Origin of the sequence: Methylobacterium sp. Leaf87, assembly GCF_001422775.1 — a bacterium.
Taxonomy (GTDB): domain Bacteria; phylum Pseudomonadota; class Alphaproteobacteria; order Rhizobiales; family Beijerinckiaceae; genus Methylobacterium.
Map to the genome: position 1 here is coordinate 223,239 of NZ_LMMI01000034.1, position 24,852 is coordinate 248,090.

Here is a 24,852-nt window from a genome sequence, read left to right on the forward strand (position 1 = left end):
CGTCGCGCGATCCGGCGCGCCCGCCTGTTGTCCCGCCCGTCATCGCATGCCGGATACTGGGGAAACAAGCGTAACGCATGACAACCCGGCTATTCGCCCACCATGGCGAGGTCGTCGCGATGCACCATTTCGGCGCGGCCGGGATGAGTCAGCAGATCGGCGATCTCGCGGCTCGGGCGGCCGATGATCCGCACGGCCTGATCGCTGTCGTAGGCCACCAAGCCACGCCCGAGGGTCCGCCCGGCGGCATCGCGGATCACCACGGCGTCGCCGCGTCCGAATCCGCCGTGAATCCCGGTGACGCCCACCGGCAGCAGGCTGGCTCCCCCCTGAAGCGCGCGGGCGGCACCGTCATCGACGATGAGGATGCCGCGCGGCTCGAGGGACCCGGCGATCCAGGCCTTGCGCGCGGCGATCGGGTTGGAGCCCGACAGGAACCAGCTGCAACGCCCCCCCTTCAGGATGGTGCGCAGGGGGTTCTTCTCGCGGCCGTCGGCGATGACCATGTGGGTGCCGCCGCTGGCGGCGATCTTCGCGGCTTCGACCTTGGTGCGCATCCCACCGCGCGACAGATCCGAGGCCGGACCGCCGGCCATGGCCTCGATCTCGGGGGTGATGCGCTCGATCACCGGAAGATGGCGAGCGAGCGGGTCGGTGTGAGGCGGCGCCGTATAGAGGCCGTCGATATCGGAGAAGAGCACCAGGACGTCGGCACCGATCATGGTGGCGACACGGGCGGCGAGCCGGTCGTTGTCGCCGTAGCGGATCTCGCTGGTGGCCACGGTGTCGTTCTCGTTCACCACCGGCACGGCGCGCACTTCGAGCAGCTTGAGCACGGTGGCGCGGGCGTTGAGGTAGCGTCGGCGCTCCTCGGTGTCCTGCGGCGTCACCAGGATCTGACCGGCCGCGATCCCGTGGTGGCCGAGCGCCTCCGACCAGTGCCGCGCGAGCGCGATCTGTCCCACGGCCGCCGCCGCCTGGCTCTCCTCCAGCCGCAGGGTACCGGGCGGATATCCAAGCACCGTACGCCCGAGGGCGATGGCGCCCGAGGAGACGACGAGGACGTCGGCTCCCTGCGCGTGCAGGTCGGCGATGTCCTCGGCCAGAGCCGCGAGCCAGGCATGGCGCAGACGTCCGCGCGCGCGGTCCACGAGGAGTGCCGAACCGACCTTGATGACGATCCGGCGGAAGTCCTGGAGGTTGGGCGTCGATGCACGCGGCGAAGTCACCGCCGCGTCACTCACGGCTGCCACGCATCGGCCGGCTGCGCCTCCGCCTCGGCGCGCTTGGCCTCCGCGATGGAGCGGGTGATCGCCCGCAGCGCGTCCTGAACGCCGAGCCCCGTCGCCGACGACAGGATCAACGGCTTCTTCCCCGAGGCGCGCTTGAGCCGGGCGACCTGCTCCTTGAGCGTGTCGGGATCGACCACGTCGGCCTTCGATAGGGCGACGATCTCGGGCTTGTCGGTCAGGCCGCCGCCATAGGCCTCGAGTTCCTTGCGGACGAGCTTGTAGGTCTTGCCCGCATGCTCGTTGGTGGCCTCGACGAGGTGCAGGAGCACGCGGCAGCGCTCGACATGGGCGAGGAACCGGTCGCCGAGGCCGACGCCATCGTGTGCGCCCTCGATGAGACCGGGAATATCCGCGAGAACGAATTCCCGCTCGTCCGAGCGGACGACGCCGAGGCCGGGGTGCAGGGTGGTGAAGGGGTAATCGGCGATCTTCGGCTTGGCCGCCGTCACGGTGGCGAGGAACGTCGATTTACCGGCATTCGGCAGGCCGACCAAGCCCGCATCGGCGATGAGCTTCAGGCGCAGCCAGACCCATTGCTCGTGGCCCTCGAGGCCCGGGTTGGCATGCTTGGGGGCACGGTTCGTCGAGGTGGTGAAATAGGCGTTTCCGAAGCCGCCGTTGCCTCCCTTGGCCAAGCGTACCCGCTGGCCGATATGGGTCATGTCGGCGATCAGTGTCTCGCCGTCCTCGGCGATGATCTCAGTCCCGGCCGGCACCTTGAGCACCACGTCGGCGCCGTTGGCCCCGTGGCGGTTCGAGCCCATGCCGTGCTCGCCCTTCTTGGCCTTGAAATGCTGCTGGTATCGGTAGTCGATCAGGGTGTTGAGACCGTCGACGCACTCGACCCAGACGTCGCCACCCCGGCCGCCGTCGCCGCCGTTGGGACCGCCGAATTCGATGAACTTTTCACGCCGGAAGGCCACGCATCCGGCACCACCGTCGCCGGAGCGCACGTAGACCTTGGCTTCGTCGAGGAATTTCACGGTACTGCTCGTCTCACTTCATTCGTCTCGGACACGCGAAGCGGTCTCGCGGGTCGGCTCCGGCGGGATGCCGGTATCGGCGTCAGACGCCGCCGCAACGGCATTTCCCGTCGAGGTTCAGGTACTGGATACTCCGAAGTCCGGCTTCGAACCACGTCCCGGCGGACGTGGTGCCCTCGTATCCGTAAAGGAGGATGCGGATGGCATCGTCGGGCGAAACCAGATTCGGCGGGTCTCCCGCCTCGAAAGTCCAATTCCGTGACGGCTCGCTGTCCGCGCCAAAAGCGGTCCGCGTCCCGTCCGCCTCGATCTGGTTCACTTGGGCGAAGGCCGGAGCTTCGTTGGCGCGCGAGGTCGAGAAGGTGAACCCGACCTTCGGAGCGCGGCCGACGAAATTGTAGAATTCACAGTACAGCGTCGGCATCGCAGACGTCGTCGCGACGACACCGGGTGCTGGCTGGGGGTGGTCCAAGCCACGCAACAGGAGGGCGGCAAACCCGAAGGCCGCCAGGGCAGCCGCGCCCGATACGGCAAGGGTACGCTTCATGGCCTCGACCCCATCGCTGTAGGCGGAACCTACTCCGCCTCAGACGACGAAAGGGAGGATGGATACCCATCCTCCCCCATCCATGCCCCGACCGGCCGGAAGGCCGGGCGACCGAAAGAAAAGTTCGTTACTCGGCAGCTTCCTGCAGCGGCACGACGGTGACGAAGGCACGACCGCGCTTGGTCATGAACAGCACCCGGCCATCGGTCTTGGCGAACAGGGTATGATCCGTACCCATGCCCACATTGGCGCCGGGATGCCACTTGGTGCCGCGCTGGCGCACGATGATGTTGCCGGCGATGACGGCTTCCGAGCCGAACTTCTTCACGCCGAGGCGCTGGCCGGCGGAATCGCGGCCGTTGCGGGACGAGCCGCCTGCTTTTTTATGGGCCATTGTGGCTTACTCCGAAATCTCGAAAAACGATCCGACCGTCAGGCGCTGATGCCGGTGATGCGAACCACCGTGTGGTGCTGGCGGTGGCCCCGCTTGCGGCGCGAGTTCTGGCGGCGGCGCTTCTTGAAGGCGATGACCTTCGCGTCGCGGCCATGGCTGACGATCTCGCCGGTGACGCTGATGCCCGAGAGCAGCGGCGCGCCGATCTGAGTGGCGCCAGCGCCGTCGGCGAAAAGGAGCACGTCCCCGAAGGTCACGGTGGAGCCGGCTTCACCCTCGAGGGTGGCGATCGTGATGGTGTCGTTGGCGGCAACGCGATACTGCTTGCCGCCCGTCTTGATGACTGCGAACATCGTTCTCTTTCGTGTTCTCTGCCGGCCTCCCGCTCACCGTCAGGTGAACCTGGACCGTCTTCTTGTTCAGGTCATCCGCGACACCGGGTCGAGCCGGGCGCGAACGCGAAACGCGCGGACTTCGTCGAGGAAGCCGCGCATTGCGCTGGTGCATAGGCGCGATGGGGGTGATTTGTCAATGCGATGCCGGTTCGGGCAAGAGCCGCGTGCCACGAATTCAACGCTTGGTCAGCCCGCCCAGCACATTGCGAAGGATCGCATTCCCCACCTCCGTTCCAACCTTGCGCGCCATGGAACGGGCAGCGTTACCGATGACCTGTTCGGCGAGGGTTTGTGGAGGGCGGCGCCCCTTTGCAGCGGGTTTCGAGCCGAAGACGCTGCCGAGCAATCCACCGAGCATGCCCGTCAGACCGCCCTCGGCTTGCTGAGCCGCCTCTGCCGGCGCGGAATCCAAACCCTTGCGCTTGGCCAGGATCTCGTAGGCGCTCTCGTTGTCGACCGCCGCATCGTACTTCCCCCGCACGGGGCTGTTCGCCATGAGGCTCGCGCGCTCGGCCGGCGTGATGGGGCCGACGCGGCCCTGGGGCGGAGCGACGAGGGCCCGCTCGACGATGGAAGGCGTTCCCTTCGCTTCGAGGAAGCTCATCAAGGCCTCGCCGACGCCGAGTTCGGTGATGGCCTTGGCGACATCGAAACCCGGATTCTGGCGAAACGTCTCGGCCGCCGACTTCACCGCACGCTGGTCGCGCGGCGTGAAGGCACGCAATGCGTGCTGCACCCGGTTGCCGAGCTGACCGAGAACCGACTCGGGGACATCAAGGGGGTTCTGGGTGACGAAGTAGACGCCGACACCCTTGGAGCGGATCAGCCGCACCACCTGCTCGACGGCATCGAGAAGCGCTTTGGGCGCATCGTCGAACAGCAGGTGGGCCTCGTCGAAGAAGAAGACGAGCCTGGGCTTGTCGAGGTCTCCCACCTCGGGCAATTGCTCGAACAGCTCCGACAGCATCCACAACAGGAAGGCGGCGTAGAGCCGGGGCCGCTGCATGAGCTTGTCGGCGGCCAGGATGTTGACGATGCCGCGCCCTTCGCGGTCGGTCTTCATGAAATCGTTGAGGTCCAGGGCCGGCTCGCCGAAGAACTGGTCTGCACCCTGATTCTCCAGCATCAGCAGCTGACGCTGGATGGCCCCCACGCTCGCCGCCGAGACGTTGCCGTACTGGCCCGAGATCGCCTTCAGGTTCTCCGAGACGTAGAGCAGGAGGGCACGCAGATCCTTGAGGTCGAGAACCGGCCATTCGTTGTCATCGGCAATCCGGAAGGCGATGTTGAGGACGCCCTCCTGGGTGTCGTTGAGTTCCAACAGGCGGGCGAGAACCAGGGGCCCCATCTCGATCACGGTCGCGCGGATCGGATGCCCCTGGTCGCCGAACAGATCCCAGAACACCACCGGGAAGCGGTCGGGCTCGTACGGAATACCAAGCTGCTCGGCACGTTCGACGAATTGAGGCTTCGCTTCCCCGGCGGCGGCGAGCCCGGACAAATCCCCCTTGATGTCGGCGGCGAAGACCGGGACCCCGGCATTCGAAAAGCCCTCGGCCATCACTTGCAGGGTCACGGTCTTGCCGGTGCCGGTGGCGCCCGCCACGAGGCCATGGCGGTTGGCGAGCCGCAGGGTGAGTGCCTCCGGCTTGGTGCCGCCCCCCTTCAGGAGACTCTTGCCCACGAGGATTGTGCCGTCGCCCTGCATGATCGCCCACTCCCCGATGCTGAGAAGCGGCGTGCCGCCTCGCTCAGGTGGGTTATGCGGCCTGGGCGCGGCATTTTCCAGCAACAGAGGCCTGACGCGGCTGCCACCCTTGATTTACCCGCGGCAAGGCCGGACAGACAAAATCCCGAATGCTCTGGAGCGACCCGAGATGGAAGAGTTGATTGCCCGCGTCACCACCGTGACGGGGCTGGACGCCGCGACCGCCCAGACGGCCATCGGCCACATTCTGGCCTTCCTCCAGAAGGAAGGGCCCGCCACCGAAGTCAGCCAGCTCCTCGCCACCCTTCCCGGTTCTGAGACTACCATCGCGGAGTCCAATGCGGGCGAAGGCGGCGGCGGTCTGATGGGCATGCTCGGTGGCATGATGGGCGGCGGCGTGATGGCGCTGGGTCAGAAACTCATGGCGGCCGGTGTCCCCATGGGCCAGATGCAGCCGCTCGGCCGGGAGCTGTTCGCCTACGGCCGCGAGAAGGCCGGCGAGGACGTCATGGGGCCCATCGTCGGCTCGATCCCTGGCCTGAACCAGTTCGTCTGACCATCCATTCGATCCACTTCGGCGGCTACGCACGTGCGGGCTGCCGGAGAGGTGTCGGCTAAGCGCCTCAACTCCCTCTCGCACTTGGCGAATCCGTGTCATAAAAGCGTGTGCGCCGCATGGTGTTGTGGCGTCCCGAAGGCGTGAGGTTCAGGGCTCCGGGGTGAGCCCGTCTCGCGATCCCGACAGGCGGATTCGACCATGGTTCCGAACTTCGCGCGAGAGGCATCCGCGGCGTGGCTCACCGGTTGGGAGACGCACGTTCATGCGCCCTTCACCCGAATGAAGCGCAAGCGCAGCGAAGCAGGCCTTTTGGGAGTGCCCACCCCACACGGGCGGGCGCTCATCCCGCCCGGTTCCGTACCGATCAAGTTCACGCCGCGCCTGAAGAAGCCGTTCCCGGCCCCAGGCCTCGATCCGAGCCTCGGACGCATCGGCAATCTCGAGGTTCGGCTGGCGACTTCCGTGTCCGAGATTCGCCGGGCGCAGCGCCTGCGCTACCGGGTGTTCTTCGAGGAGATGCAGGCGGTGGCCACCGGCCTGTCCCTGCTTTCGCGCCGGGATATCGATGCCTACGACACGGTCTGCGACCACCTCCTCGTCATCGATCACGCAGCCACGGACGAGACCCCGTTCCGGCGCCCCCGCCCGAAGGTGGTGGGCACCTACCGCCTCCTTCGCCAGGAGACGGCCGACCGGCATTTCGGCTTCTACACGGAGGCCGAGTACGACATCGCGCCCCTCCTCGCCGCGCATCCGGGCGAGCGCTTCCTCGAACTCGGCCGCTCCTGTGTCCTCAAGCCCTACCGGACCAAGCGCACGGTGGAACTGCTCTGGGCCGGAATCTGGGCCTACGTCCAACACCACCGCATCGATGCCATGCTCGGCTGCGCCAGCCTGGAGGGCACCGATCCGGACCGCCTCGCCCTCCCCTTGAGCTTCCTCCATCATCACGCCCGCGCGCCGGAAGGCTGGGGCGCCACGGCCCTGCCCGCACGTTACGTCGCCATGGACCGCCTCGCCCGCGAAGCCGTGGACCCGAAAGCCGCCCTTCAATCCCTGCCGCCCCTGATCAAGGGCTACCTCCGGGTCGGCGCGACCTTCGGCGACGGGGCCGTGGTCGATCATCAGTTCGGCACCACCGACGTATTCGTGGTCCTGCCGGTCTCGGCCATCGCCGCGCGCTACATCGATCATTTCGGCCCCACCGCGAACCGCAAGGCCGCGTAACGCCGCTTGCGGGAACCGTATCCCTCCGGCAACCCGGTCCCGCGGGCCGGAGGGGCGGGACGGATGCGGGGCTATCGATACGAGGCGCTCGACGGTGTGCGGGGTCTCGCCGCGCAGGCGGTGGTGCTCACCCACGCGGTGGAGATGGCGTTCCTGCCCACCCATGGGACAGGAGCGGCCATCACCGGCTGGATCGGCCGAGTCTCGGTGATGATCTTCTTCGCCCTCAGCGGGTTCGTCATCGCGACGAGTCTCAGCCGGATGGCCGGGCGGGATGGCCGCTTCCTCGTGCCCTACGCGGTCCACCGGGTGGCCCGCATCGCGCCCCCCTTGATCTTCGCCATCGCCCTCACCTTCGCGGTGGGCATCCTCGGCCGGGCCGGCCTCCCCCTCCTGACCCGGACGGGGGAGCCTTACACCATGGGCGTCCTCGCCTTCCTGCGGGGCATCACCCTGACGTTCGCCCCCAGCGACGCGACCTTCGTCATCGACAATCCGCTCTGGTCCCTGCGCCAGGAGGTCTACCTCTACGCGGTCGCCGCCTTCGCCACCCTGGCCATCGTCGGGCGTGGAGCCTGGCGCGCCACGGGGATCGTCCTCGCTTCGGGGCTCGTTCTCGTGACGGCCAATCGGTTCTTCTACCTGCAATCCCTGGCCCTGTTCGGGGCGGGCGTGGGCGCGGCCCGGCTCGGGGGACATCCCGGTCTACGCCGGCTGGCGGCGACACCGGTCGTTCTCCCCCTCGCGGGGCTCGCGCTCGGCGCACCCCTGGCCTTCGCGGCGAACCCCGGCTTCGTCGATGCCATGAGCGCGTGGGGGCCGTTCCTTGCCTACCAAGCTGCACTGGGACTGCCCCTGGCCGTCGCTCTGCTCGGTCTGGCGACGAACGAGGCGCCCGCCGCACGGACTTTCGCGCGCTGGGAAGGCGCAGCCTCGTTCTCCTACACCCTCTACGTGGTGCACATGCCGATCCTGGTCCTGGTGTTCTCCGTTCGCGCCCACTTCGGCTGGGCGTCGGGTCGGACCGGCGATGTTGCGACCTTCGCGGCGGCGTGGCTCGTGGCCCAGGCTGTTGCGATCGCCGCCGCCCGTGCCGTGGAGCGTCCGAAGCCGGCACGGGCGGCCCTCTTCGGCGCTCTGTCGCGGCTCGGATGGGCGCAGCCGACCCAGGGCCGGGCCTGAAGTCTAAGACGCGCGCGCATCCGCCACGAGGGCGGCCAGTCCCTCGCGGTAGGTCGGATAGGCGAGATCGACGCCGAGTTCCTCGCGGATCAGCCGGTTCCGCACCCGCTTGTTCTCGCCGTAGAAGCTGCGCGCCATCGGACTGAGATCCGCGGTCTCGAAATCGATCTCCGGCGGCAGGGGCAGGCCCGCGAGGCTGGCTGCGTGCTCGGTCACCACCTGTGGCGGGGTCGGTGCGTCGTCCGTGACGTTGTAGACCGCCCCGGCCCGGGGCCGGTCGAGGGAGGCGAGCAGCGTGGTCGCGATATCGTCCACATGGATGCGGTTGAAGACCTGTCCGGCCTTGATGATCCGTTGCGACTTCCCCTCGCGCAACTTGACGATCGGGTTTCGGCCAGGCCCGTAGATGCCGGCCAGGCGGAACACCTGAACGGCCTTGTTGGACTCGCGCCCAAGGGTGAGCCAGGCCGCTTCCACGGCGAGGCGCCCGTGCGAGCGCTGGCTCGTCGGACGCGGCTCCGTCGTCTCGTCGATCCACGCACCCTGCTGGTCACCGTAGACGCCGATGGTCGAGAGGTAACCGATCCAGCCGATGCGACTCCTGCGAATGGCATCGCCGTAGCCAGCCAGAACCGTGTCGCCCTCCCGCCCGGGGGGAGCCGAGACGAGGAGCACATCGGTATCGGCGAGATCGGCGGCGATGCGGTCGTCGTCGCCGTCCGGCCCGAACGTCCGAAGTGCCACGCCGGCGAGGCCGGCCCCGGGCCGCGACGGATCGGTCACCGTGGCACGGACCTCGGCGAAGCGGCCCGAGGCCCGTTCGACGAACCGGCGAGCCGTGAAGCCGAGGCCGAAGACGAAGAGGTTCATGAGTCTCGTAGTTCCTGCATGATCGATCCCGACGGGCCGTCCTGAGCCAAGCCGTTCTGCCATTCAGCCCGGACCGCGTCATCCGTTTCCTGCCGACCGTGCTCCTCGAATGCGGCCCGCAGGGCGTCCGCGTCGAAGAGGCGGGTGGCAGCCCAGACCGCCATGCCGCGCACCAGGGGCGCGGGATCGCTGAGGCAGCGTACCACCTCGGGTGCGAGCGCGGCCGATCCGGAATTGCCGATGGCGATGAGGACGTTCCGCAGGAATCGGTCTCGGCCCGTGCGCTTGATCGGGGTCCCGGCGAACCGCGTCCGGAACCCTGCGTCGTCGAGCCGGGCCAGATCGGCGAGGGGGGGAGCCGCTAGGTCGGCCTGCGCGGCGAGCCGCCCTTCCCCCGCGATCGCCGCGAACTTGTTCCAGGGACAGACCGCGAGGCAGTCGTCGCAGCCGAAGATGCGATTGCCGATGGCGGCGCGAAACGCGCGGGGAATCGGACCCTCGTGCTCGATGGTGAGGTAGGAGATGCAGCGTCTGGCATCGAGCTGGTAGGGCGCCGGAAACGCGTCGGTCGGACAGATATCGAGGCAGCGCCGGCACGAGCCGCAATGGTCGGTCTCGGGCGCGTCCGCCGCGAGATCGGCCGAGGTGTAGATCGCTCCGAGCAGGAGCCAGTTGCCGTGGGCGCGCGAGACGAGGACCGTGTGCTTGCCCTGCCAGCCGAGGCCGGCGGCCTCGGCCAGGGGCTTCTCCATCACCGGCGCGGTGTCCACGAACACCTTCACGCGCACGTCGCCCTTGGCCGAGAGGTAGCCCCCGAGTTCCTTGAGCTTGCCCTTCAGCACTTCGTGATAGTCGCGCCGCTGCGCATAGGCCGCGATGGCGCCCCGGTCGCGCCGGTCCAACGCCGCGAGGGGATTTTCCTCCGGCCCGTAGCTCATGCCGAGCATGATCACGCTGCGCACCCCCGGCCACAGGGTCGCCGGGTCGGCGCGCTGGTCGGCCCGGTCCACCATCCAGGCCATGTCGCCGTGATGGCCGGCGGCGAGCCATGTCGGCAGGCGCTCGACCAGGGCCGGCACCGCATCGGGCCGGGTCACGCGCACATCGTCGAAGCCGAGGTGCCGGGCGCGGGTCTCCACGGCCCGGCGCAGGTCGTCCCCCGCCAGAATCTTGCGCGGTGGACGGACTTTCGTCGGGCCGTCGGTCAGAAGTCCAGGTCCGCGTAGTGGTCGGCCGGCGCCATGCCCGGCACCCGATCGGCCAGGAGCGTGCGGAAGCACGGGCGCGACTTCACCCGTGCGTACCAGTCCCGCGCCGTCTCGTCCTCGTCCCATGGTACGTCGCCGAGGTAATCCACGCAGGAGAGGTGGGCGGCCGCCGCCAGATCCGCATAGGTCAGATGGTCGCCCGCAATCCATTTGCGGCGGGACATGAGGTAGCCGATGTACTTCAGGTGATAGCGCACATTGGTGCGCGCCGCCCGGATGGCGTTCATGTCCGGGGGCCCGCCACCCGCGGCACTGTTCATGAAGCGCTTGAAGATCTTTTCCGTGACGAGGTAGCCCGTCACCTCCGCATCGAACTTGACCAGGAACCAGTCGAGGAGCCGGCGGACCTCGACCCGGGCCGCCGTGGTCTCGGGCAAGAGGCGCCGGCCGCTGAGGCCGAGCCCCCGCGTCTCGTCGAGATACTCGGCGATGATGCCGGCTCCCGGAATCGCCAGCCCCGATTGCTCCACCAGCACCGGCGTCGTGCCGGCCGGGTTGATGATCAGGAAGGCGTCGCGCCGCTCCCACGGGCGTTCCTCCAGCAGGGAGGGCTCCATCCCCATCTCGGCAAGCACGAGGCGGATGAAGCGCGAATGGGGGCAGAAGGGGGAGTGGTGAAGCGTCGCCATCGAGGCCGTTCGGACGGGGGAAGCTGCCGGGGACGAGCCGTATCGGGCCCCTCGCAGAGGGTCGCCCCTCCAGACATATTGCTCGATCGTTGCCGCCTCATTAACACGCTCGGCCAAAGGCGGTAACCATCCGTCAACCGTCATGGTCGATGGCTCGGATTAAATCCGAGGCCGTGCCCGGCGCGTGACCTGCGTGGCCACGCCCCGACACAATGCTCTACAACTTAAAGCGAGGCGATACGATGATGGATGCGATGAGCATCGCGAAGGCGGTCGTCCTCGCCGTGGTGGAAGGCGCGACGGAGTTCATCCCCGTCTCGTCCACGGGGCACCAGCTCCTGGTCGGCCACTTCATCGGCTTCCAGTCGCCCAACAACACCTTCGAGGTGCTGATCCAGCTCGGTGCGATCCTGGCGATCCTGGCGGTCTATTTCGGGCGTCTGCTCGGCATCGCCAAAGCTCTCCCGAGCGATCCCAACGCCCGCCGCTTCGTGTTCGGCATCCTCCTCGCGTTCCTGCCGGCGGCCATCGTCGGCGGCCTTTTCTCCAAGTACATCAAGTACTACCTCTTCAATCCGTGGATCGTGTGCGCGACCCTCGTGGCGGGCGGCCTCGTCCTCCTCGTGCTCGACGAGACGGATCTCGAGGTGAAGAAGCGCGACGTGTTCGACTTCTCCCTGCCGATGGATTTCAAGATCGGCCTGTTCCAGTGCATCGCGATGATTCCAGGTGTGTCGCGCTCCGGCGCCACCATCGTGGGTGCGATGCTCATGGGTGCCGACAAGCGCTCCGCGACGGAATTCTCGTTCTACCTCGCGATCCCCACCATGGCCGGTGCCTTCGCAAAGGACCTGCTCGACAACTACAAGAACCTCTCCCGCGACGACACCGGCCTCATCGTCATCGGCTTCATCGTCGCGTTCTTCTCCGCCCTGTTCGTGGTCCGTACGGTGCTCGACTACGTCTCCGCCCACGGCTTTCGCCTGTTCGCATGGTGGCGCATCATCGTCGGGTCCCTCGGCTTCTTCGGGTTGATCGTCTTCGGTTGAGGCGCGCCACGCCGGCGAGGACCGGAGGGCAATTCCGAGACCGGGCCGGCGTATTCGATATCCGGGATCGGGGGCGATTGCTTCGGCGTGCGCCACCGTGCAAGGGCTTTTCCGGACATTGATGCTGTGACCGGCCCTCTGCGGCCGGTGCCCCGATCGAAGGCCCGAACGATGGAAGACCGTCCCCTCGCCGACCTGTTTCCGCCTGCGACCCGCGAGCGCTGGCTCGGCCTCGTCGACGGCGTGCTGAAAGGCGGGGATTTCGAGAAGCGCCTCGTCTCGAAGACCGCCGACGGCATCCGGGTCGAACCCCTCTACGAACCGGCAGCCCCCGTAGCCCAGCCCATGCGGGCGCCGGGGCCCTGGCGCATCGCGCAACGGGTCGATCACCCGCAGGCGGAGCCTGCCCAGGCGCTGGCGCTCGCCGATCTCGAAGGCGGCGCCGATGCCCTGACCCTCGTCTTTTCAGGCGCCCCCTCGGCCAGGGGCTACGGACTGAGCGCCGCCACCGTCGAGGATCTGGACGCGGCGCTCGCCAGCGTGATGCTGCCCCTCATCGCCATTCGCCTCGATGCGGGCGGCCGGGGTGTCGAGGCCGCGACCCTGCTGAAGGGGGTGGCCGAGCGGCGGGGCGAGGCCCTGGCCGGCCTCGACCTCGATCTCGGTCTCGATCCCATCGGCACTTTCGCGGCGACGGGCCGCCTCGGCGCGGACTTCGCCAAGGACCTGTCGGATACGCTCGCGCGCTTCGACGAAGCGGGTTTCGACGGCCGGGTGGGCCTCGCCGATGGGCGCCCCTACCACGAGGCCGGCGCCAGCGAGGCGGTGGAACTCGCAGCCAGCCTCGCCACGGCGGTCGCCTACCTGCGCGCGCTCGAAACCGGCAGCCACGATCTCGCCCGTGCCCGCGACGCCATCGCGATCCTGTTGGTGGCCGATGCCGACGAGTTCCTGACCATCGCCAAATTCCGGGCCATGCGCCGGCTCTGGGCCCGGGTCGAGGCGGCCTGCGGGCTCGACCCCAAGCCCTTACGGCTGCACGCGGAAACGGCGTGGCGGATGATGAACCGCAACGATCCGTTCGTGAACATCCTCCGCACCTCCATGGCGGCGGGGTCGGCCGGCCTCGGCGGCGCCGACAGCGTCACCGCCCTGCCCTACACGGCGGCCCTCGGGCTCGCCGACGCCTTCGCGCGCCGGGTGGTGCGCAACAGCCAGATCGTCCTGATCGAGGAATCCAACCTCGCCCGGGTCGCCGATCCGGCGGCGGGGGCCGGCAGCTTCGAGACCCTGACGGACGAGCTGACCCGGACTGCCTGGAGCGCGTTCCAGGCCATCGAGGCCGAGGGCGGCATCGTCGCGAGCCTTCGCGCCGGCACCCTCCAGGCCCGGATCGCCGAGACCGCCGAGACCCGTACGCGGAACGTCGCCACCCGGCGTGAAGCCCTGACCGGGGCAAGCGAATTCCCGTTCCTGGCCGAGAAGCCGGTGACCGTTCTGGACGTCGCACCAGTGCCCGGAGAGGCCGTTCCGTTCGGCGCGGGCGAGACACTCACCTGCGCGCCCCTGCCCTCGCGCCGTCTGGCCGAGCCCTACGAGGCGCTTCGCGATGCGTCCGATGCGCACCTCGCCGCGACCGGCAAGCGACCGCGGGTGTTCCTCGCCAATCTCGGCGCGGTGGCGGTGTTCAATGCCCGTTCGACGTTTGCCGCCAATGCGTTCGCGGCCGGCGGCATCGAGGCGGTGAACGAGGACGGGTTCGAGGAGGCCGAGGCCGCGGCGCAGGCGTTCACGAAATCGGAGGCCCGCATCGCCTGCCTATGCTCGTCGGACGCGGTCTACGCCGCCAGGGCGGTGGCGGTGGCGCAGGCCCTGAAGGCGGCCGGCGCCGAGCGGATCTACCTCGCGGGCAAGCCCGGGGAGCTGAACGACGCGCTGAAGGCGGCCGGCGTCCACGACTTCCTGTTCGCCGGCTGCGACCTGCTGGCCCTGCTCACGGAGGCGCAAGCTGCGGCACGCTGAAGACCAAGCTGCGGGGCGCTGACGACCAGACCGCGGTACGCCGAAGCCGCAACCGAACCGGCGTCCGGGGCGTTCTACGAGCGTTGCCGTACTGTCTCCGGAGCGGAAAACCATGCGCCTTCAACTTCTTACCGCTGCCCTCCTGGTTCTGACGGGACCTGCGACGGCCGCCACCAAGAAGGTCCAGGTGCCGCATCGGTACGATGGCGCGTGGAGCATCGAGGTGGTCACCCTCGACGGGCCGTGCGACCGCGCCTACCGCTACGGCGTCCAGATCCGCCGGGGCGAGGCGACCTATGCGGGCGGCGAGTTCAGCATCAACGGCCGGGTCTCGGGCAACGGCTCCGTGCGTGCCGTGATCAGCCGGGGTTCGGACAAGGCCGACGTGGTGGGACGGCTCGGGCGCCAGGGCACGGGCGGCGGAACCTGGAACACCACGGGTCTCATCGGCTGCAGCGGACGCTGGAACGCCGAGCGGCGCAGGTGACGCAGCGTGGAACGGCGCATCCCGCCCTGCGCCGTCGCGCGGACCGGTCCTCTCCTGTGATGCGCTGGTCACACGACGGGCGCAAACCGCGCTGATCGGCATCCCGGCCCTGTTCCCGCCGAAATTCCCACGGAATACTCGTTCGGATTCGAAGCAGGGTTCGATCGGGGCGTGGCGCGATGAAGACTGGCTTGCTCGGGACGATTCGGCTGTTGGGCGCCATCGCGGTCCTGACGGGCTTCGGGTCCGAGGCCGGGGCCGCGCCCCGGAATCCGGCCCGACCGCACGCGGTGATGTCCCCCCTCGAAACCACCGCGACGGCGTGCTTCGCCGAGACCATCCTGGCAAATCCCACCGCGATGAAGCATGCGCGGGCGGGGCGCTGGTACGAGGCCGCCGGGGTCATCGGCTTCCTGTGCCGGCCGGAGGTCGACGCCATGGTGCGGGCGCATGACGGACTCTACGGCCGCGGCAGCGGCGAGCGGTTCTTCCGCACCGCCTACACCCGCCACCTCGGCGAGCAGCTCGCCGGCCAACTCCAGCCGGTGCTGACGCGCCAGGATGTCGCCAGCGCCGAACCCGCCTTCGAGCGGGCGGAGGCCGCCCTGGATACGGCCGACATCCTCGCGGTGAGCCGGACGACCGAATAGGACGCGGACCGGGGTTTTTCCTTCAGGTTCGTGCGATAGGGTACGGCATCGGTGCAGCGTTGCACGGATGGAGCGACCCTTCATGTTCGTGGCACGGTGGTCCGAACCGGATTTTCCCTCGGAGCCGATCCCGGCGGGGCCGTGGGGCGTATCCTCCACGGCGGCGGACCCCCTCGTCGGTCTGCTCGACACCCTGCGGGGTGCGGTGGGTGTCGCGTGCGCGGAGGTCCGCCTCGCCGACGGGGTTCTGGTGCGCAGCGGGACCGGTCGGGCCGAGCCGCGATGGCTCGTGGACATTCCCCTCGGACCCGACGGGGACCTTGGCACCCTGAGCCTGTTCGATCCCAGCCTGCCCGGTCTGTCCGAGGCCCAGGGCGCGTGCCTGTCGGGCTACGCCCTCGCGGTGGCGCTCACCCTCGCGCGGCGGCAGGACACGGCGGCCCTGGCGCGGGCGAAGTCCGAGTGCGCCCTTCTCACCGCCATCGTCCGCGACCAGGGCGCGGCCCTGGCCGAATCGCGAAACACCTTCGAGGGCGCGGCGCGGGGCGCCCGGATCGGCGTGTGGGAGTGCCGCCTGTCCGACGAGCGCCTGACCTGGACGGACGGCGTCTACGACCTTTTCGAGATACCGCGCGGCGACCGTCTCGACCGCGAAGCCACCCTGCGCTGCTACCCGCCGGGGTCCCTCGCGACGATGCAGACGCTGCGGAGCCGGGCCATCGCCGAGGGCGGCGGCTTCCACCTCGACACCGAGATCGTCACGGCGCGGGGCCGGCGGCGCTGGATGCGCCTCACCGCCACGGTGGAGTGCGTGGACGGCGTGCCCGTGCGAATCTTCGGCATGAAGCAGGACATCACCGAGGAGAAGCGCGAGGCGGACCGCACCCGGCACCGCGCCGAGTTCGACGACCTGACCGGGCTTCCCAACCGCAGCGTGTTCCAGGCCGGCCTCGCCGCCCTCGACGGGCCCGGTGCCGACGCGGTTGCCTTCGCGGCCCTGCTGCTCATCGACCTCGACGGGTTCAAGGCCGTCAACGACACCTTCGGGCACGCGCGGGGCGACACCTGCCTGACGGAGGCGGCCGCGCGCCTGCACGACGCCTGCCGGCCCGGCGACCTCGTGGCCCGGATCGGCGGCGACGAGTTCGCGGTCCTGCTCCACGGGCCCCTCGAAGCCGAGGGGTCCGAGGCCTGCGCCGACCGGATCATCGCCGCCCTTGGCACCCGGATTGAGGGCAACGGCCGCGTCGTCCACCTTGGGGCCTCCATCGGCATCGCCCGGACCGGCAGCTGCGGCGCGGCCGAACTGTTCGACCGCGCCGACGGGGCGCTCTACGCCGCCAAGGCCACGGGCCGGAACACCCACCGGAGTTTTTTTCCACGGATGTCGGAGTCGGCCCCCGCCGGCTGACACCTCGGCGACGGGGCGGCCGTGGCGGTGCCATCGATCACGCGGATCGCCGGAAGGTGAGAGGCGGGGCCGGCTCCCCGGGGCACGCCGTCGAAGCCCGTCGGTCTCGCACCGGAAGCCGTACATCAAGGAAGCCGCGTGGGACGTTCATCCCGGATCCGCCGACGGCCGGTCGGAACCCTCCCCCACCAACGCAAGCACCGCATCCACCAACGAGTTGTGGTGCGCCGTCGACCAGACCAAGGCGCTCGCTAGGCGCCCGTCCCGGCTCCTGGCGCGACGCTGGCTCTTGGCGCAGTGGCGGCTCATGGGCAGCCTGCTCGCCGCCTTCTCGGTCCGGCTGATGTCCGAGGCGTGACGGGACGTATCGGCCGAGCGACGACGCACGGAAACCCGCGCCACCCGGCCCCGATGCCCGGGGCGGGTGGCGCGGCGAAATTCCCTCGGGCACCCCCGAGGGGGTGGCGCCGGGCGGTCAGGCGTCGTCAGCGTCGAGGATGGTTTCGAGGTCGCCCGTCAGGGCTTCGAGCTGCTCGGGCGTGGCCACGATCTTGAACTTGGTGCCGTCCTCGGCCTCGACGGCGATCTCGACATGGTCGTCGACCTTGGCGGCGATGGCCTGCTTGAGCGTGTAGACTGCGGCTTTCTCGGTGGCGGCCATGTGATCTCCAGCTGGCGGGTGCGCGTGCGTGATTGGGTTCGCGGCAGGCAACGCGGCGGAGGCCGCGAGGAGCCTGCGACAGAACCTCCCGCGCCGTCACGGGAGGGCCGGACCGGCCTCCGACCCGATGGCCTCGGGACCGAGGACCGCCACGATCGTCCGGCAGGCCGGGTGGTCGGGTCCGGATGCGGCCAGGGGCGGTGCCGCCTGTTGCCAGACGAGGAAGTCGGTGCCGGTCCGGCTGCCGCCCATGGCGTAGAGGGCGGAGCGCCCGGCCCGCGCCCGCCGGCCCGCCACCACCACCTGCATCCGGTAGTATTGGCGCGGCGAGGGCACCGGCCCGGAGGCCTGCGGGAGCGAGCGCAGCGCCGACGGCTTCACCGTCCCGATCAGGGCCGCGAGATCGAAGCGCCCGCCCTCGTTGTAGACCGTGAGGACGGGGGCCAGGGTCGCGGCGATCTCGGGCGTCATGGAGGGCAGGCGCTCGATCTCGTCGGGGCTGGCGAAGGGGGCGTTCTTCGGACCTCGCGCCAGGCCGCGGGCGCGGTACTGCGGCGCCTCCGCTCCGCCGTTCGGCTCGGGCACGTCGTCGGCATCACGGTAGTCGACGATCTCGGCGGCGAGGGCGAGCACCGTGGCGTCGGGGATTCCGAGGAGGCGGAAGGCCTCCTCCATGGCCGGGCGCGGCGTGGTGTTCACGTCGATGAGCCGGCCCTGGTCCTGCAGCGACAGCCACGCCGTCCGCCCCGGCGCGAGCCGGCAGACCACGACGGTCCCGTCCTCGGGCAGCGCCAGCCCGGCGGCCCGGTAGGTCCGCTGCATGGCGAGATCGTAGGCGAGGAACCGGGCGATCCCGTCGGCCACGCCCTGCAGGCGAAGGCTCGCCGCCCGCGCCTGGGTCAACGCCGTGCCGGACCGGGCCTGCAGGATCGCGGTGGTGAGGATCGCGCTGACCACCGCGAGGAGAACCAGAACCGAGACGAGCACGAAGCCCGCCCGTCCGCCTTCGGCCCCGGAGCCGGCTCGCCGGACCTCCGCCGCTTCGCGCCGCGCCGTCACGGCCGGTCCCCGAACGCGACGAGGAGGGGCGGCCACCGGCGCCGGTCCCCCGGCGGGAACGCCACCGAGATCTCCATGAGGGTGGGCTGGCGCTCGTTCGGCCGCCAGGTCGCGTGCCAGGACGGGCGGGTTCCCTCGGCCTGGGCGCCGAAGTAGCGGATCTCGAAGCCGGCGACGCGCTCCAGCAGAACCTCCGTGCGGGCGCCGGCGCCGGGCGCGGCCTCCGACGGCGCGCGGGCTTCCACGAGATCGACGGTGCCGTCCGCGCGCGGACGCCCGCTCAGGGACACGGCGATCTCCTCGGTCCGCTCCAGGGACGCGTCGGCGCCGATCACCGCGGTGAGCCCGTCGGGGCCGCCGCGCAGGGGCGGGCGACGGCCGTCGACGCGGCGCCGGGCGAGGCCCCCGAACGTCCGGCGCAGGTGATCGCGGACGGATTGCACGTCCTCGGCCCGGGCAGCCGTCGCGGCGGCGACGGAGGCCGAGCCGGCGATCCGCATGGTGTTGATCAGGAGAACGCCGATCAGCGACGCGAGGGCGAGGCAGACGATCATCTCGACCAGGGTGAAGCCGGCCCGGCGCGCATCGACGCATGCATCGACCCATGCATCGGCGCTCTCGTCGGCGCGGGCGTCCGCGTCCATGTCAGCCATCGGGATCCCCCGTGACCACCGTCGCGAAGACCGGCTCGCCGTCGGGGCCGCCCCGGGTGACCCGGATGCGCCAGAGCGGCGGCGCGCGCACGAGGCCGAGGGCCGGGCGGGCATCGCTCACCGCGAGGGTCCAGGGTGCACCGTTGGAGAAGGCCCCCTGCGTCAGGCCGGGCGCGAGGCGCCCCTGCGACAGCCGCCGCAGGACGACGCCCTCGGCCTCGTCCACGGCGACCCGCACCGCATCGACGCGGCGGAGTCCCGCGACCAGCCCGGCCCCGGTCTCGAGGGCGACGAGGGTGGCGAGGGCCGTGACCGCGAAGGCGACGAGCACCTCCACGATGGTGAAGCCGGCCGCGTCCGCGTCGGCCTCGGGGCGATCGCCCGGCCGAGGCGTCCCGGTCGTCATCGGACCTCGTCGCGGCGCACGCGGCCGGTCAGGGCGCTGACCGTGACGACGAGGCGGGCGGCCCCGGTGTCGAGGACGATGCGGCCGCCCGTCGAGCTGCCGTCGGGCAGGAAGCGGATCTCGCCCGGCACCGCACGGTCCGGCCCGTCGGCCTCCACGCTCACCCGCAGGGCGGCGGCGCCGATGGGCGCCATGCCGGCCCGGGAGCTGAGGAAGCGGCCGGTCGGCGGTTCGAACACCAGGCGCCCGCTGCGGCCGGAGCGCAGGGCATCGGCCCGCAGCCGGCCGATCTCGGTCGCGATGGCGTCGGCGACGTGGAGGGCGCGCCGGTCGGCGGCGCCGCCCATGGAGCGGGCGGCCATGGTCACGGCGATGCCCATGATCGCGAGGATCACCAGCATCTCCACGAGGGTGAAGCCGTCCGTACCGCCGGCGGTCTTACCACCCCTGGTTGAGACGGCAGCCGAGACCCTATCCATTCCCTGCCTTCTTTCGCGAAGCAAGGTGACGTTGGCGCCGTCGCTATGCATGCGGCGCTTTCTCATACAGGGTTGCACGCGGACGGCGAAGCCGTCCGCGTGCTTGGAGCGGGTCCCCGCCCGGCCAATCGGCCCTCGTCGCGGAAGCCCGGGGGCACGCGCGACGGAGGCTCGGTTACGAACACTCAGTACCGGTAGACCTTCGCGTCCGGACCGATGGCCAGGGCGCGCTGGCTGTTGGGAATCGCCACCGATACCGCCTTGGAGTTCGGGATCGGCGCCCAGGCCTCGACAGTATTGTCACCGATCTTGCGCCAGACGATGCCGTTGTTCCGGTTCACCACGCTGACGCTGCCATCGGCGGAGGCGGCGATGTCACTGACGGCGTTGCCGACATAGACCCAGCCGGCGACGCCGTCGCTGCGATAGACGTTGTTGTCGAGGCCGATGGACCAGAAGCTCCTGCCATTCATCGGAACCACCTTGCGGGCGGTGCCTGGCAGGCGCCGCCAGTTCACCTGGGTATCGTCCGTGGGCTTGACCCAGACTTCGTTGTTGCGGTTGACGACCACCACTGTCCCATCGGCCGCCGCCGCTATGGTGACGTTGTTGGCACCCTCAAGGAGCGTCCACTTCGTCCCGTCGTAGCGATAGACTTTCTCATCAATGCCGATCCCGTAGATGCTGTTGGCCTTGACCACAGCCACGTCCTTCATGGCCAGGGGCAGCTGCTTCCAGACATTGTCGGCGACGTACTGCCAAACGGTTCCGTTGTCCCGGTTGATCGTAACGGTTGTCCCATCGGCAGCCGTTGCGATCTTGCTCGCGCCGACCCCGATCTCGGTCCAGTTTCCGGTGCCCGGCTGGGTGAAGGCCGAAGCTGCGCCCGCCACCGGTCCCGTGGCGCCGCCCGTCGCGGTGACAGGGCTGGTGAAGGTCTGGTTGCCGCCGCCGTTACACGCCCACACCACCGTTCCGGCACCGGCCTGCGTGGTGGCGCCGAAGACGTCGAGGCAGAGATTGGCCGCCACCGAGACGTAGGCGTTGCCGCCGCCCTGCGCCCGCGGGGTCCACGCCTGGTTCGTGCCGCCGTGGCAACCCCACTGGTAGACCCGGCTTCCGTTGGCGAGCGGTGTCGCGAGGCTCGCATCGAGGCACTTGCCGGTGGCGGCGTTGACGAGGGCGGACCCGCCGTTGACGGCCTGGATCTTCCAGTTCTGCTCGGCCTTACCGGAGCAGGGCTGCTGGGTGACGAGCGCGCCGTCACTGACGTCACCGGCCGGGATGGCGAGACACAGGCCGGAATTCGCCGCCTTGAGCGGGCCGCCCCCACCGGTGCCGAGGCCCCCGGTTCCCCCGCCGGTGTCGGTGCCCGGATTGGCACCGGTGCCGCCGGTGCCGGTGCCAGTCCCCGTGCCGCCCCCGCCGGCCGTGGTGCCGCCGCCGGCCGTGCCGGTTCCCCCGGCGGTCGCCGGTGTGCCGACGATGGGTGCCGCGGATTGCGGCGGTGCGGCGACGGCGCCGAGGGCGACGATCACGCCCGGCGAGGGCACGCCCTTCTCGTCGATGGCGACGAGCTGGTAGTAGCCCGGCGGCGCGATCGCCGTGTTGGGGGGCGTCTGCAGGGTGACGGTCCCGTTGGTCTGGGTGAAGCTCGCCGGGTAGCGGCGCTGCGTGGTGTTGAAGCTGTGCGTGACCTGACTCAGGCCGATCAGCACCACCTGCGCGACCCCGTTCGGCGAGGCGAGTTCGAACTGCATCGCCTGGCCGTGCTGCAGGCGGTTGGTGCTCAGGCTGATGATCTGCGGCCGCGGCGCGAGGGCCGCTCGGCCGCCGACCGTGGTGAACAGGTAGGGCGGATAGAAGAACTCCGCGTTCTGGTTGTCGACGGGGCCCGGAGCGCCGCCGCCGGCGATGAGCAGGGCACCGTTCTGCATCAGGATCGCGGTGGAGTGGTACCCGCGATAGACCGCCCCGGACGCGCCCACGGACCAGCGGCCGGTCTTCGGGTCCCAGAACTCGGAGGCCAGCACCACGTCGCCGCCGCCGCGGTCGTTCCACTTGCTGCCGCCCGTCACGGCCACGATCCCGTTGGGCAGGATCGTCGCGTTGGCCCAGGCGCGCCCGGTGCTCATGGGCGCGGCGTCGGTGGCCACGGGAGCCGCCCCGTTGATGTCGATGAGGGAGGCGCGGCTGCTCGCGAGGAAGCCGTTGCCGTTGTCGTAGCTGTTGCCGCCGACCTGGAGGATCTTGCCGGGCTCGTACATCACCGCCGTCGAGGAGGGGCCGACGTTCGGCGCATCCGCCGCCGTGCCGGCGTTCCGCTGCGCTTCGCGGAACGGCATGGTGGTGACAGCCCCGTTCCCCGCCGGATCGAGGGTCCACATCCGCTCGGAAGAGATGCCGAAGATCCGCCCGTTGGGGGCGACCCAGGCACGCGGATACCAGAAGCGGCCGAAATCGGGGCCGAACGCCTCGCGGCTCGTAGCGCCGAACAGGCTGCGCCAGGCCCCGCCATCGTAGACCTCCGGGGTCATGCCGGTCATCCAGCCGCGGTCGATGCTGCCCTGCGGATCGGCGTAACCGCCGAGATACGGGTACGAACCGCCCATGATGATCTGCTGCCCGTTCGGCAGGGTCAGCATGGTGGAATAGTAGCGATCGTTGGCGAGCCGCGCCCCGGCGGCCGTCACGGTGTTGGCCGTGATGTTGAGGATGGCGCTGCCCTTGTCGTTGCCGGCCTCGAAGATGCCGCCCGAGATCAGGAGCGAGCCGTCGGCCTGGAAGGCATCAGTGGCGCAGAAGCTGTTGACGCCGCCCGGCCCCCGCAGGGTGAGGTGGCTCTCCCGCGCGAGGCCGCGGTAGGGGTCCCAGATGTCGAAGGTCCGGCCGTCCTGCACGCCGGGATTGCCGCCGGCGGTGCCGAAGGAGACGACCTTGCCGCTCGGCAGCAGGCCGAGGTGGATCGCGTTCATCGGCCAGTCGCGCACGCCCGACCACATCCCGGCGGTCGGTGCGTTGTCGGGGATCGCCAAGCCGGCGAGGAGCGGGTCCGCCACCGGGTTGACGACGACGCCGAAGCGGGCCGCCTGCGCCGGTTGCAGCACGAAGCTCGCCAGGATGGTGGCGGAAAGGAGCGAGGTCCTGCGGGCGCAGGCCCGGTCTCGAACCGCGTCCAGGGTCGGTGTCGTCACGAAGATCTCCTCGGCAGGTTGGATGACGATGGGCGCCGGTCCCCGTCGCGGGGACCGGTGTCGCATCGGGGGGAACCGAACGGGCAGGACCCCGGCGCGCCGGGGCGGGAGCCGATCAGAAGGGGGCGGCGTCGGGGGCGACGCGCGGCGGGCGGCCGATGCCGTCCGCGAAGGTGTCGAGCAGGGCCGCATCGCGCAGGAGGCGGTCCCCGTCGACGCTGTCCCCCGCGTAGGTCATGGCGATCCGGCCGCGCCGGTCGAAGGCGAGGATCGTCGGGGGCGGTTCGGGCAGGGACGCGGCCGGGTAGTGCAGCCGGGCCGCCAGCGCCGCCGTTCCGGCCGCGTCGCCCGTGCGGAAGCGCAAGGGGGTTTCCCGGCCGACGAAGCCGTCCGCGAAGGCGCGCAGGCGTCCGGCGTCGTCGCCGGCCGGATCGGTGCCGATGGCCAGGAAGGCGACGCGGGTCCGCAGGGCCTCGGGGAGCGCGCGGGCGGCCTTGTCGAAGTCGCGGGTTCGGACGACGCACCCGATGGTGCAGCCGGCGCTGACGAAGGACACGAACACCACTCGGTCGTGCAGCGGGTTCTCGCCGTCGCGCGCGGTCCCCCGGGGCGGCAGATCGGCGGACCAGTTCAGCAGGGTCTCGAGGTCGCTGGGCGCGGGCTCGGCGCGAACGGAGCCGAGCGGCGTCGCAAGCGCCAGGGCGGCCAGGGCTGCCAGGACTCGGGCGGCCATCACTCGGGCGTTCCGGACGCCCGCTCCGCGCGTCCGTCTGCTTTGGTCGCGCGCAGCGACGAAGTCGACGCCCGGCCGTCGAGTCGATGTTCCCAACTCTACGGTGCGCGAGACATGGCCCAAGTCAGCGCAGTCGACGGCGGTGTTGGTGTGAACTCTTGTTGTGCGGAAAATCGAAACCATCGTTGCCTGCACCGAATAACGTGTCGCTCGTTCTTCTCTTGATTGACGGAGAGAAATGAAAAAACCGTGCCCCGCCTTGCTTGATCAAATGTAAAGACGCTCTTCCGCGTGGCTAGCGCACCCCATAGCTAACGCAACAAGTACAGGCCGACGCGGATCAGGGGGCTGTACGGGGGCTGTACGGGATCGAACGACGGGTGGGACGAAGCCGGCCCCGGCCAAACGAAAAGGGCCGGGGAAACCCCCAGCCCTTGCGGTCGATCGCTCGTGGAGAACGGCCCGGACCGAACGGCGCTTCGCCCTTCGGTCCGAACCTGCGCCGATGTTACTGGCGCGGGCCCTGGGTGTTTCCGGCCGCACCGAGGCCGACGCCGGTGTTGGAGCTCGCACCGGTGCCGCCACCCATGTTCCCGGCGCCGCCCGCAGCCCCCGGGGCACCGCCGACGGTACCGGTGGTGTCGCCCGTGGCCGAGCCCGTCGCGCGCTCGTTCATCTTCTCGCCGTTGCTCTTCACGCTGCCGGGATTGTTCATGTTGCCGGTGGCGCTTCCACCGCCGGCCGGAGTCTGGGCGAGAGCCGCTCCGGTGAGAGACAGGGCGAGGGTGGCGGCGAGGGCGAGTGTCGTCGTGCGCATGGTGCGTTCCATCCAATGTGTTCGTCTTGGATTGGCAACGCAGTCGGCGCAATGTCGTTCAATACGCCAAAAAAATAGTCTGCCGCTGCCAGTGTTCTGTGCGACCGGCAAACGTCTTTCTCGGCGAAAGATCGCGTTTTGCGTGAGGAAACCTCGTTCCGCACGCACCGAACCGGC

Annotated in this window: 25 protein-coding genes; 8 read left to right on the plus strand and 17 right to left on the minus strand. The window is 69.9% G+C overall.

Going from position 1 to position 24,852, the window contains the following annotated elements:
* Positions 1-89: 89 nt before the first annotated feature.
* From proB to ASF22_RS15895, 6 genes are all read right to left on the minus strand, one after another.
* Positions 90-1,244 carry a glutamate 5-kinase gene (gene proB, locus ASF22_RS15870; RefSeq protein ID WP_244472854.1) on the minus strand — a complete coding sequence of 385 codons (1,155 nt, stop codon included), beginning with the start codon at positions 1,242-1,244 and terminating at the stop codon, positions 90-92.
* Positions 1,241-2,275 carry a GTPase ObgE gene (gene obgE, locus ASF22_RS15875; RefSeq protein ID WP_056171856.1) on the minus strand — a complete coding sequence of 345 codons (1,035 nt, stop codon included), beginning with the start codon at positions 2,273-2,275 and terminating at the stop codon, positions 1,241-1,243. The genes proB and obgE overlap by 4 nt, the downstream gene beginning before the upstream one ends.
* An 82-nt stretch (positions 2,276-2,357) precedes the next feature.
* Positions 2,358-2,822, minus strand: coding sequence for a hypothetical protein (locus ASF22_RS15880; protein ID WP_056266069.1), 465 nt, complete (start codon positions 2,820-2,822; stop codon positions 2,358-2,360).
* Positions 2,823-2,949: 127 nt separating this feature from the next.
* Entirely contained in the window at positions 2,950-3,216 is a 267-nt protein-coding gene (gene rpmA / locus ASF22_RS15885; RefSeq protein WP_056171859.1) for a 50S ribosomal protein L27, read from the minus strand.
* Between the two features lie 38 nt (positions 3,217-3,254).
* A complete protein-coding gene (rplU, locus tag ASF22_RS15890) occupies positions 3,255-3,569 on the minus strand; it encodes a 50S ribosomal protein L21 (protein WP_056087079.1) in 315 nt (104 codons plus the stop codon).
* Between the two features lie 217 nt (positions 3,570-3,786).
* A complete protein-coding gene (locus ASF22_RS15895; protein ID WP_056266072.1) occupies positions 3,787-5,319 on the minus strand; it encodes a helicase HerA-like domain-containing protein in 1,533 nt (510 codons plus the stop codon).
* Positions 5,320-5,488: 169 nt separating this feature from the next.
* Here ASF22_RS15895 and ASF22_RS15900 point away from each other — a divergent pair, with 169 nt between their 5' ends.
* The 3 genes from ASF22_RS15900 (at position 5,489) to ASF22_RS15910 (ending at position 8,287) form a co-directional block, all read left to right on the plus strand.
* On the plus strand, positions 5,489-5,875 hold the full coding sequence (locus ASF22_RS15900) for a hypothetical protein (protein WP_056171863.1): 387 nt from the start codon (positions 5,489-5,491) through the stop codon (positions 5,873-5,875).
* 201 nt (positions 5,876-6,076) lie between these two features.
* Positions 6,077-7,105 carry a GNAT family N-acetyltransferase gene (locus tag ASF22_RS15905; RefSeq protein ID WP_056171865.1) on the plus strand — a complete coding sequence of 343 codons (1,029 nt, stop codon included), beginning with the start codon at positions 6,077-6,079 and terminating at the stop codon, positions 7,103-7,105.
* A gap of 63 nt (positions 7,106-7,168) precedes the next feature.
* Entirely contained in the window at positions 7,169-8,287 is a 1,119-nt protein-coding gene (locus ASF22_RS15910) for an acyltransferase (protein ID WP_056266075.1), read from the plus strand.
* Positions 8,288-8,290: 3 nt separating this feature from the next.
* Here the strand turns inward: ASF22_RS15910 and ASF22_RS15915 are convergent, their stop codons facing one another.
* The 3 genes from ASF22_RS15915 to ASF22_RS15925 form a co-directional block, all read right to left on the minus strand.
* Positions 8,291-9,157 (minus strand): SDR family oxidoreductase, encoded by an 867-nt coding sequence (locus ASF22_RS15915; protein ID WP_056266078.1) that lies wholly within the window; start codon positions 9,155-9,157, stop codon positions 8,291-8,293.
* Entirely contained in the window at positions 9,154-10,296 is a 1,143-nt protein-coding gene (queG, locus tag ASF22_RS15920; RefSeq protein ID WP_277996222.1) for a tRNA epoxyqueuosine(34) reductase QueG, read from the minus strand. Before queG ends, ASF22_RS15915 begins: the two co-directional genes overlap by 4 nt.
* A 65-nt stretch (positions 10,297-10,361) precedes the next feature.
* Positions 10,362-11,054, minus strand: coding sequence for a glutathione S-transferase family protein (locus tag ASF22_RS15925; protein ID WP_056171871.1), 693 nt, complete (start codon positions 11,052-11,054; stop codon positions 10,362-10,364).
* A gap of 245 nt (positions 11,055-11,299) precedes the next feature.
* Here ASF22_RS15925 and ASF22_RS15930 point away from each other — a divergent pair, with 245 nt between their 5' ends.
* The 5 genes from ASF22_RS15930 to ASF22_RS15950 all read left to right on the plus strand — a co-directional run bounded on the left by ASF22_RS15930 (position 11,300) and on the right by ASF22_RS15950 (position 16,673).
* Positions 11,300-12,103 carry an undecaprenyl-diphosphate phosphatase gene (locus ASF22_RS15930; protein WP_056266081.1) on the plus strand — a complete coding sequence of 268 codons (804 nt, stop codon included), beginning with the start codon at positions 11,300-11,302 and terminating at the stop codon, positions 12,101-12,103.
* A gap of 171 nt (positions 12,104-12,274) precedes the next feature.
* On the plus strand, positions 12,275-14,125 hold the full coding sequence (locus ASF22_RS15935; RefSeq protein WP_056266083.1) for a methylmalonyl-CoA mutase subunit beta: 1,851 nt from the start codon (positions 12,275-12,277) through the stop codon (positions 14,123-14,125).
* 112 nt (positions 14,126-14,237) lie between these two features.
* The gene (locus ASF22_RS15940) at positions 14,238-14,612 is read left to right on the plus strand and encodes a hypothetical protein (protein ID WP_056266086.1); all 375 of its coding nucleotides are present in this window, start codon (positions 14,238-14,240) and stop codon (positions 14,610-14,612) included.
* Positions 14,613-14,791: 179 nt separating this feature from the next.
* Positions 14,792-15,262: a hypothetical protein gene (locus ASF22_RS15945; RefSeq protein WP_056266089.1), complete on the plus strand. Its 471-nt coding sequence runs from the start codon at positions 14,792-14,794 to the stop codon at positions 15,260-15,262.
* Between the two features lie 82 nt (positions 15,263-15,344).
* On the plus strand, positions 15,345-16,673 hold the full coding sequence (locus ASF22_RS15950) for a diguanylate cyclase (protein WP_082483758.1): 1,329 nt from the start codon (positions 15,345-15,347) through the stop codon (positions 16,671-16,673).
* Positions 16,674-17,148: 475 nt separating this feature from the next.
* On the opposite strand, the gene ASF22_RS15955 is transcribed toward ASF22_RS15950, so the two are convergent.
* From ASF22_RS15955 to ASF22_RS15990, 8 genes are all read right to left on the minus strand, one after another.
* Complete coding sequence (locus tag ASF22_RS15955; RefSeq protein WP_056171881.1) at positions 17,149-17,334, minus strand: hypothetical protein; 186 nt, start codon at positions 17,332-17,334, stop codon at positions 17,149-17,151.
* Between the two features lie 96 nt (positions 17,335-17,430).
* Positions 17,431-18,393, minus strand: coding sequence for a type II secretion system protein GspK (locus tag ASF22_RS24015; protein WP_156647785.1), 963 nt, complete (start codon positions 18,391-18,393; stop codon positions 17,431-17,433).
* The gene (locus ASF22_RS24020) at positions 18,390-19,046 is read right to left on the minus strand and encodes a prepilin-type N-terminal cleavage/methylation domain-containing protein (RefSeq protein WP_162239574.1); all 657 of its coding nucleotides are present in this window, start codon (positions 19,044-19,046) and stop codon (positions 18,390-18,392) included. The genes ASF22_RS24015 and ASF22_RS24020 overlap by 4 nt, the downstream gene beginning before the upstream one ends.
* Complete coding sequence (locus tag ASF22_RS24405) at positions 19,039-19,452, minus strand: prepilin-type N-terminal cleavage/methylation domain-containing protein (RefSeq protein WP_056171885.1); 414 nt, start codon at positions 19,450-19,452, stop codon at positions 19,039-19,041. Before ASF22_RS24405 ends, ASF22_RS24020 begins: the two co-directional genes overlap by 8 nt.
* Positions 19,449-19,931: a prepilin-type N-terminal cleavage/methylation domain-containing protein gene (locus tag ASF22_RS15975; protein ID WP_056266093.1), complete on the minus strand. Its 483-nt coding sequence runs from the start codon at positions 19,929-19,931 to the stop codon at positions 19,449-19,451. The genes ASF22_RS24405 and ASF22_RS15975 overlap by 4 nt, the downstream gene beginning before the upstream one ends.
* A 185-nt stretch (positions 19,932-20,116) precedes the next feature.
* On the minus strand, positions 20,117-23,125 hold the full coding sequence (locus tag ASF22_RS15980) for an RICIN domain-containing protein (RefSeq protein WP_056266096.1): 3,009 nt from the start codon (positions 23,123-23,125) through the stop codon (positions 20,117-20,119).
* 115 nt (positions 23,126-23,240) lie between these two features.
* Entirely contained in the window at positions 23,241-23,858 is a 618-nt protein-coding gene (locus ASF22_RS15985; protein ID WP_056266097.1) for a hypothetical protein, read from the minus strand.
* A gap of 508 nt (positions 23,859-24,366) precedes the next feature.
* On the minus strand, positions 24,367-24,675 hold the full coding sequence (locus ASF22_RS15990; protein ID WP_056266189.1) for a hypothetical protein: 309 nt from the start codon (positions 24,673-24,675) through the stop codon (positions 24,367-24,369).
* Between the last annotated feature and the right edge of the window lie 177 nt (positions 24,676-24,852).

Excerpts from the sequence above, each read along its gene's own strand:
- ASF22_RS15880 (WP_056266069.1), bottom strand. The coding sequence starts at position 2,822 with ATGAAGCGTACCCTTGCCGTATCGGGCGCGGCTGCCCTGGCGGCCTTC.
- rpmA (WP_056171859.1), bottom strand. The coding sequence starts at position 3,216 with ATGGCCCATAAAAAAGCAGGCGGCTCGTCCCGCAACGGCCGCGATTCC.
- rplU (WP_056087079.1), bottom strand. The coding sequence starts at position 3,569 with ATGTTCGCAGTCATCAAGACGGGCGGCAAGCAGTATCGCGTTGCCGCC.
- ASF22_RS15895 (WP_056266072.1), bottom strand. The coding sequence starts at position 5,319 with ATGCAGGGCGACGGCACAATCCTCGTGGGCAAGAGTCTCCTGAAGGGG.
- ASF22_RS15900 (WP_056171863.1), top strand. The coding sequence starts at position 5,489 with ATGGAAGAGTTGATTGCCCGCGTCACCACCGTGACGGGGCTGGACGCC.
- ASF22_RS15905 (WP_056171865.1), top strand. The coding sequence starts at position 6,077 with ATGGTTCCGAACTTCGCGCGAGAGGCATCCGCGGCGTGGCTCACCGGT.
- ASF22_RS15910 (WP_056266075.1), top strand. The coding sequence starts at position 7,169 with ATGCGGGGCTATCGATACGAGGCGCTCGACGGTGTGCGGGGTCTCGCC.
- ASF22_RS15915 (WP_056266078.1), bottom strand. The coding sequence starts at position 9,157 with ATGAACCTCTTCGTCTTCGGCCTCGGCTTCACGGCTCGCCGGTTCGTC.
- ASF22_RS15925 (WP_056171871.1), bottom strand. The coding sequence starts at position 11,054 with ATGGCGACGCTTCACCACTCCCCCTTCTGCCCCCATTCGCGCTTCATC.
- ASF22_RS15930 (WP_056266081.1), top strand. The coding sequence starts at position 11,300 with ATGGATGCGATGAGCATCGCGAAGGCGGTCGTCCTCGCCGTGGTGGAA.
- ASF22_RS15935 (WP_056266083.1), top strand. The coding sequence starts at position 12,275 with ATGGAAGACCGTCCCCTCGCCGACCTGTTTCCGCCTGCGACCCGCGAG.
- ASF22_RS15940 (WP_056266086.1), top strand. The coding sequence starts at position 14,238 with ATGCGCCTTCAACTTCTTACCGCTGCCCTCCTGGTTCTGACGGGACCT.
- ASF22_RS15945 (WP_056266089.1), top strand. The coding sequence starts at position 14,792 with ATGAAGACTGGCTTGCTCGGGACGATTCGGCTGTTGGGCGCCATCGCG.
- ASF22_RS15950 (WP_082483758.1), top strand. The coding sequence starts at position 15,345 with ATGTTCGTGGCACGGTGGTCCGAACCGGATTTTCCCTCGGAGCCGATC.
- ASF22_RS15955 (WP_056171881.1), bottom strand. The coding sequence starts at position 17,334 with ATGGCCGCCACCGAGAAAGCCGCAGTCTACACGCTCAAGCAGGCCATC.
- ASF22_RS24020 (WP_162239574.1), bottom strand. The coding sequence starts at position 19,046 with ATGGCTGACATGGACGCGGACGCCCGCGCCGACGAGAGCGCCGATGCA.
- ASF22_RS24405 (WP_056171885.1), bottom strand. The coding sequence starts at position 19,452 with ATGACGACCGGGACGCCTCGGCCGGGCGATCGCCCCGAGGCCGACGCG.
- ASF22_RS15975 (WP_056266093.1), bottom strand. The coding sequence starts at position 19,931 with ATGGATAGGGTCTCGGCTGCCGTCTCAACCAGGGGTGGTAAGACCGCC.
- ASF22_RS15985 (WP_056266097.1), bottom strand. The coding sequence starts at position 23,858 with ATGGCCGCCCGAGTCCTGGCAGCCCTGGCCGCCCTGGCGCTTGCGACG.
- ASF22_RS15990 (WP_056266189.1), bottom strand. The coding sequence starts at position 24,675 with ATGCGCACGACGACACTCGCCCTCGCCGCCACCCTCGCCCTGTCTCTC.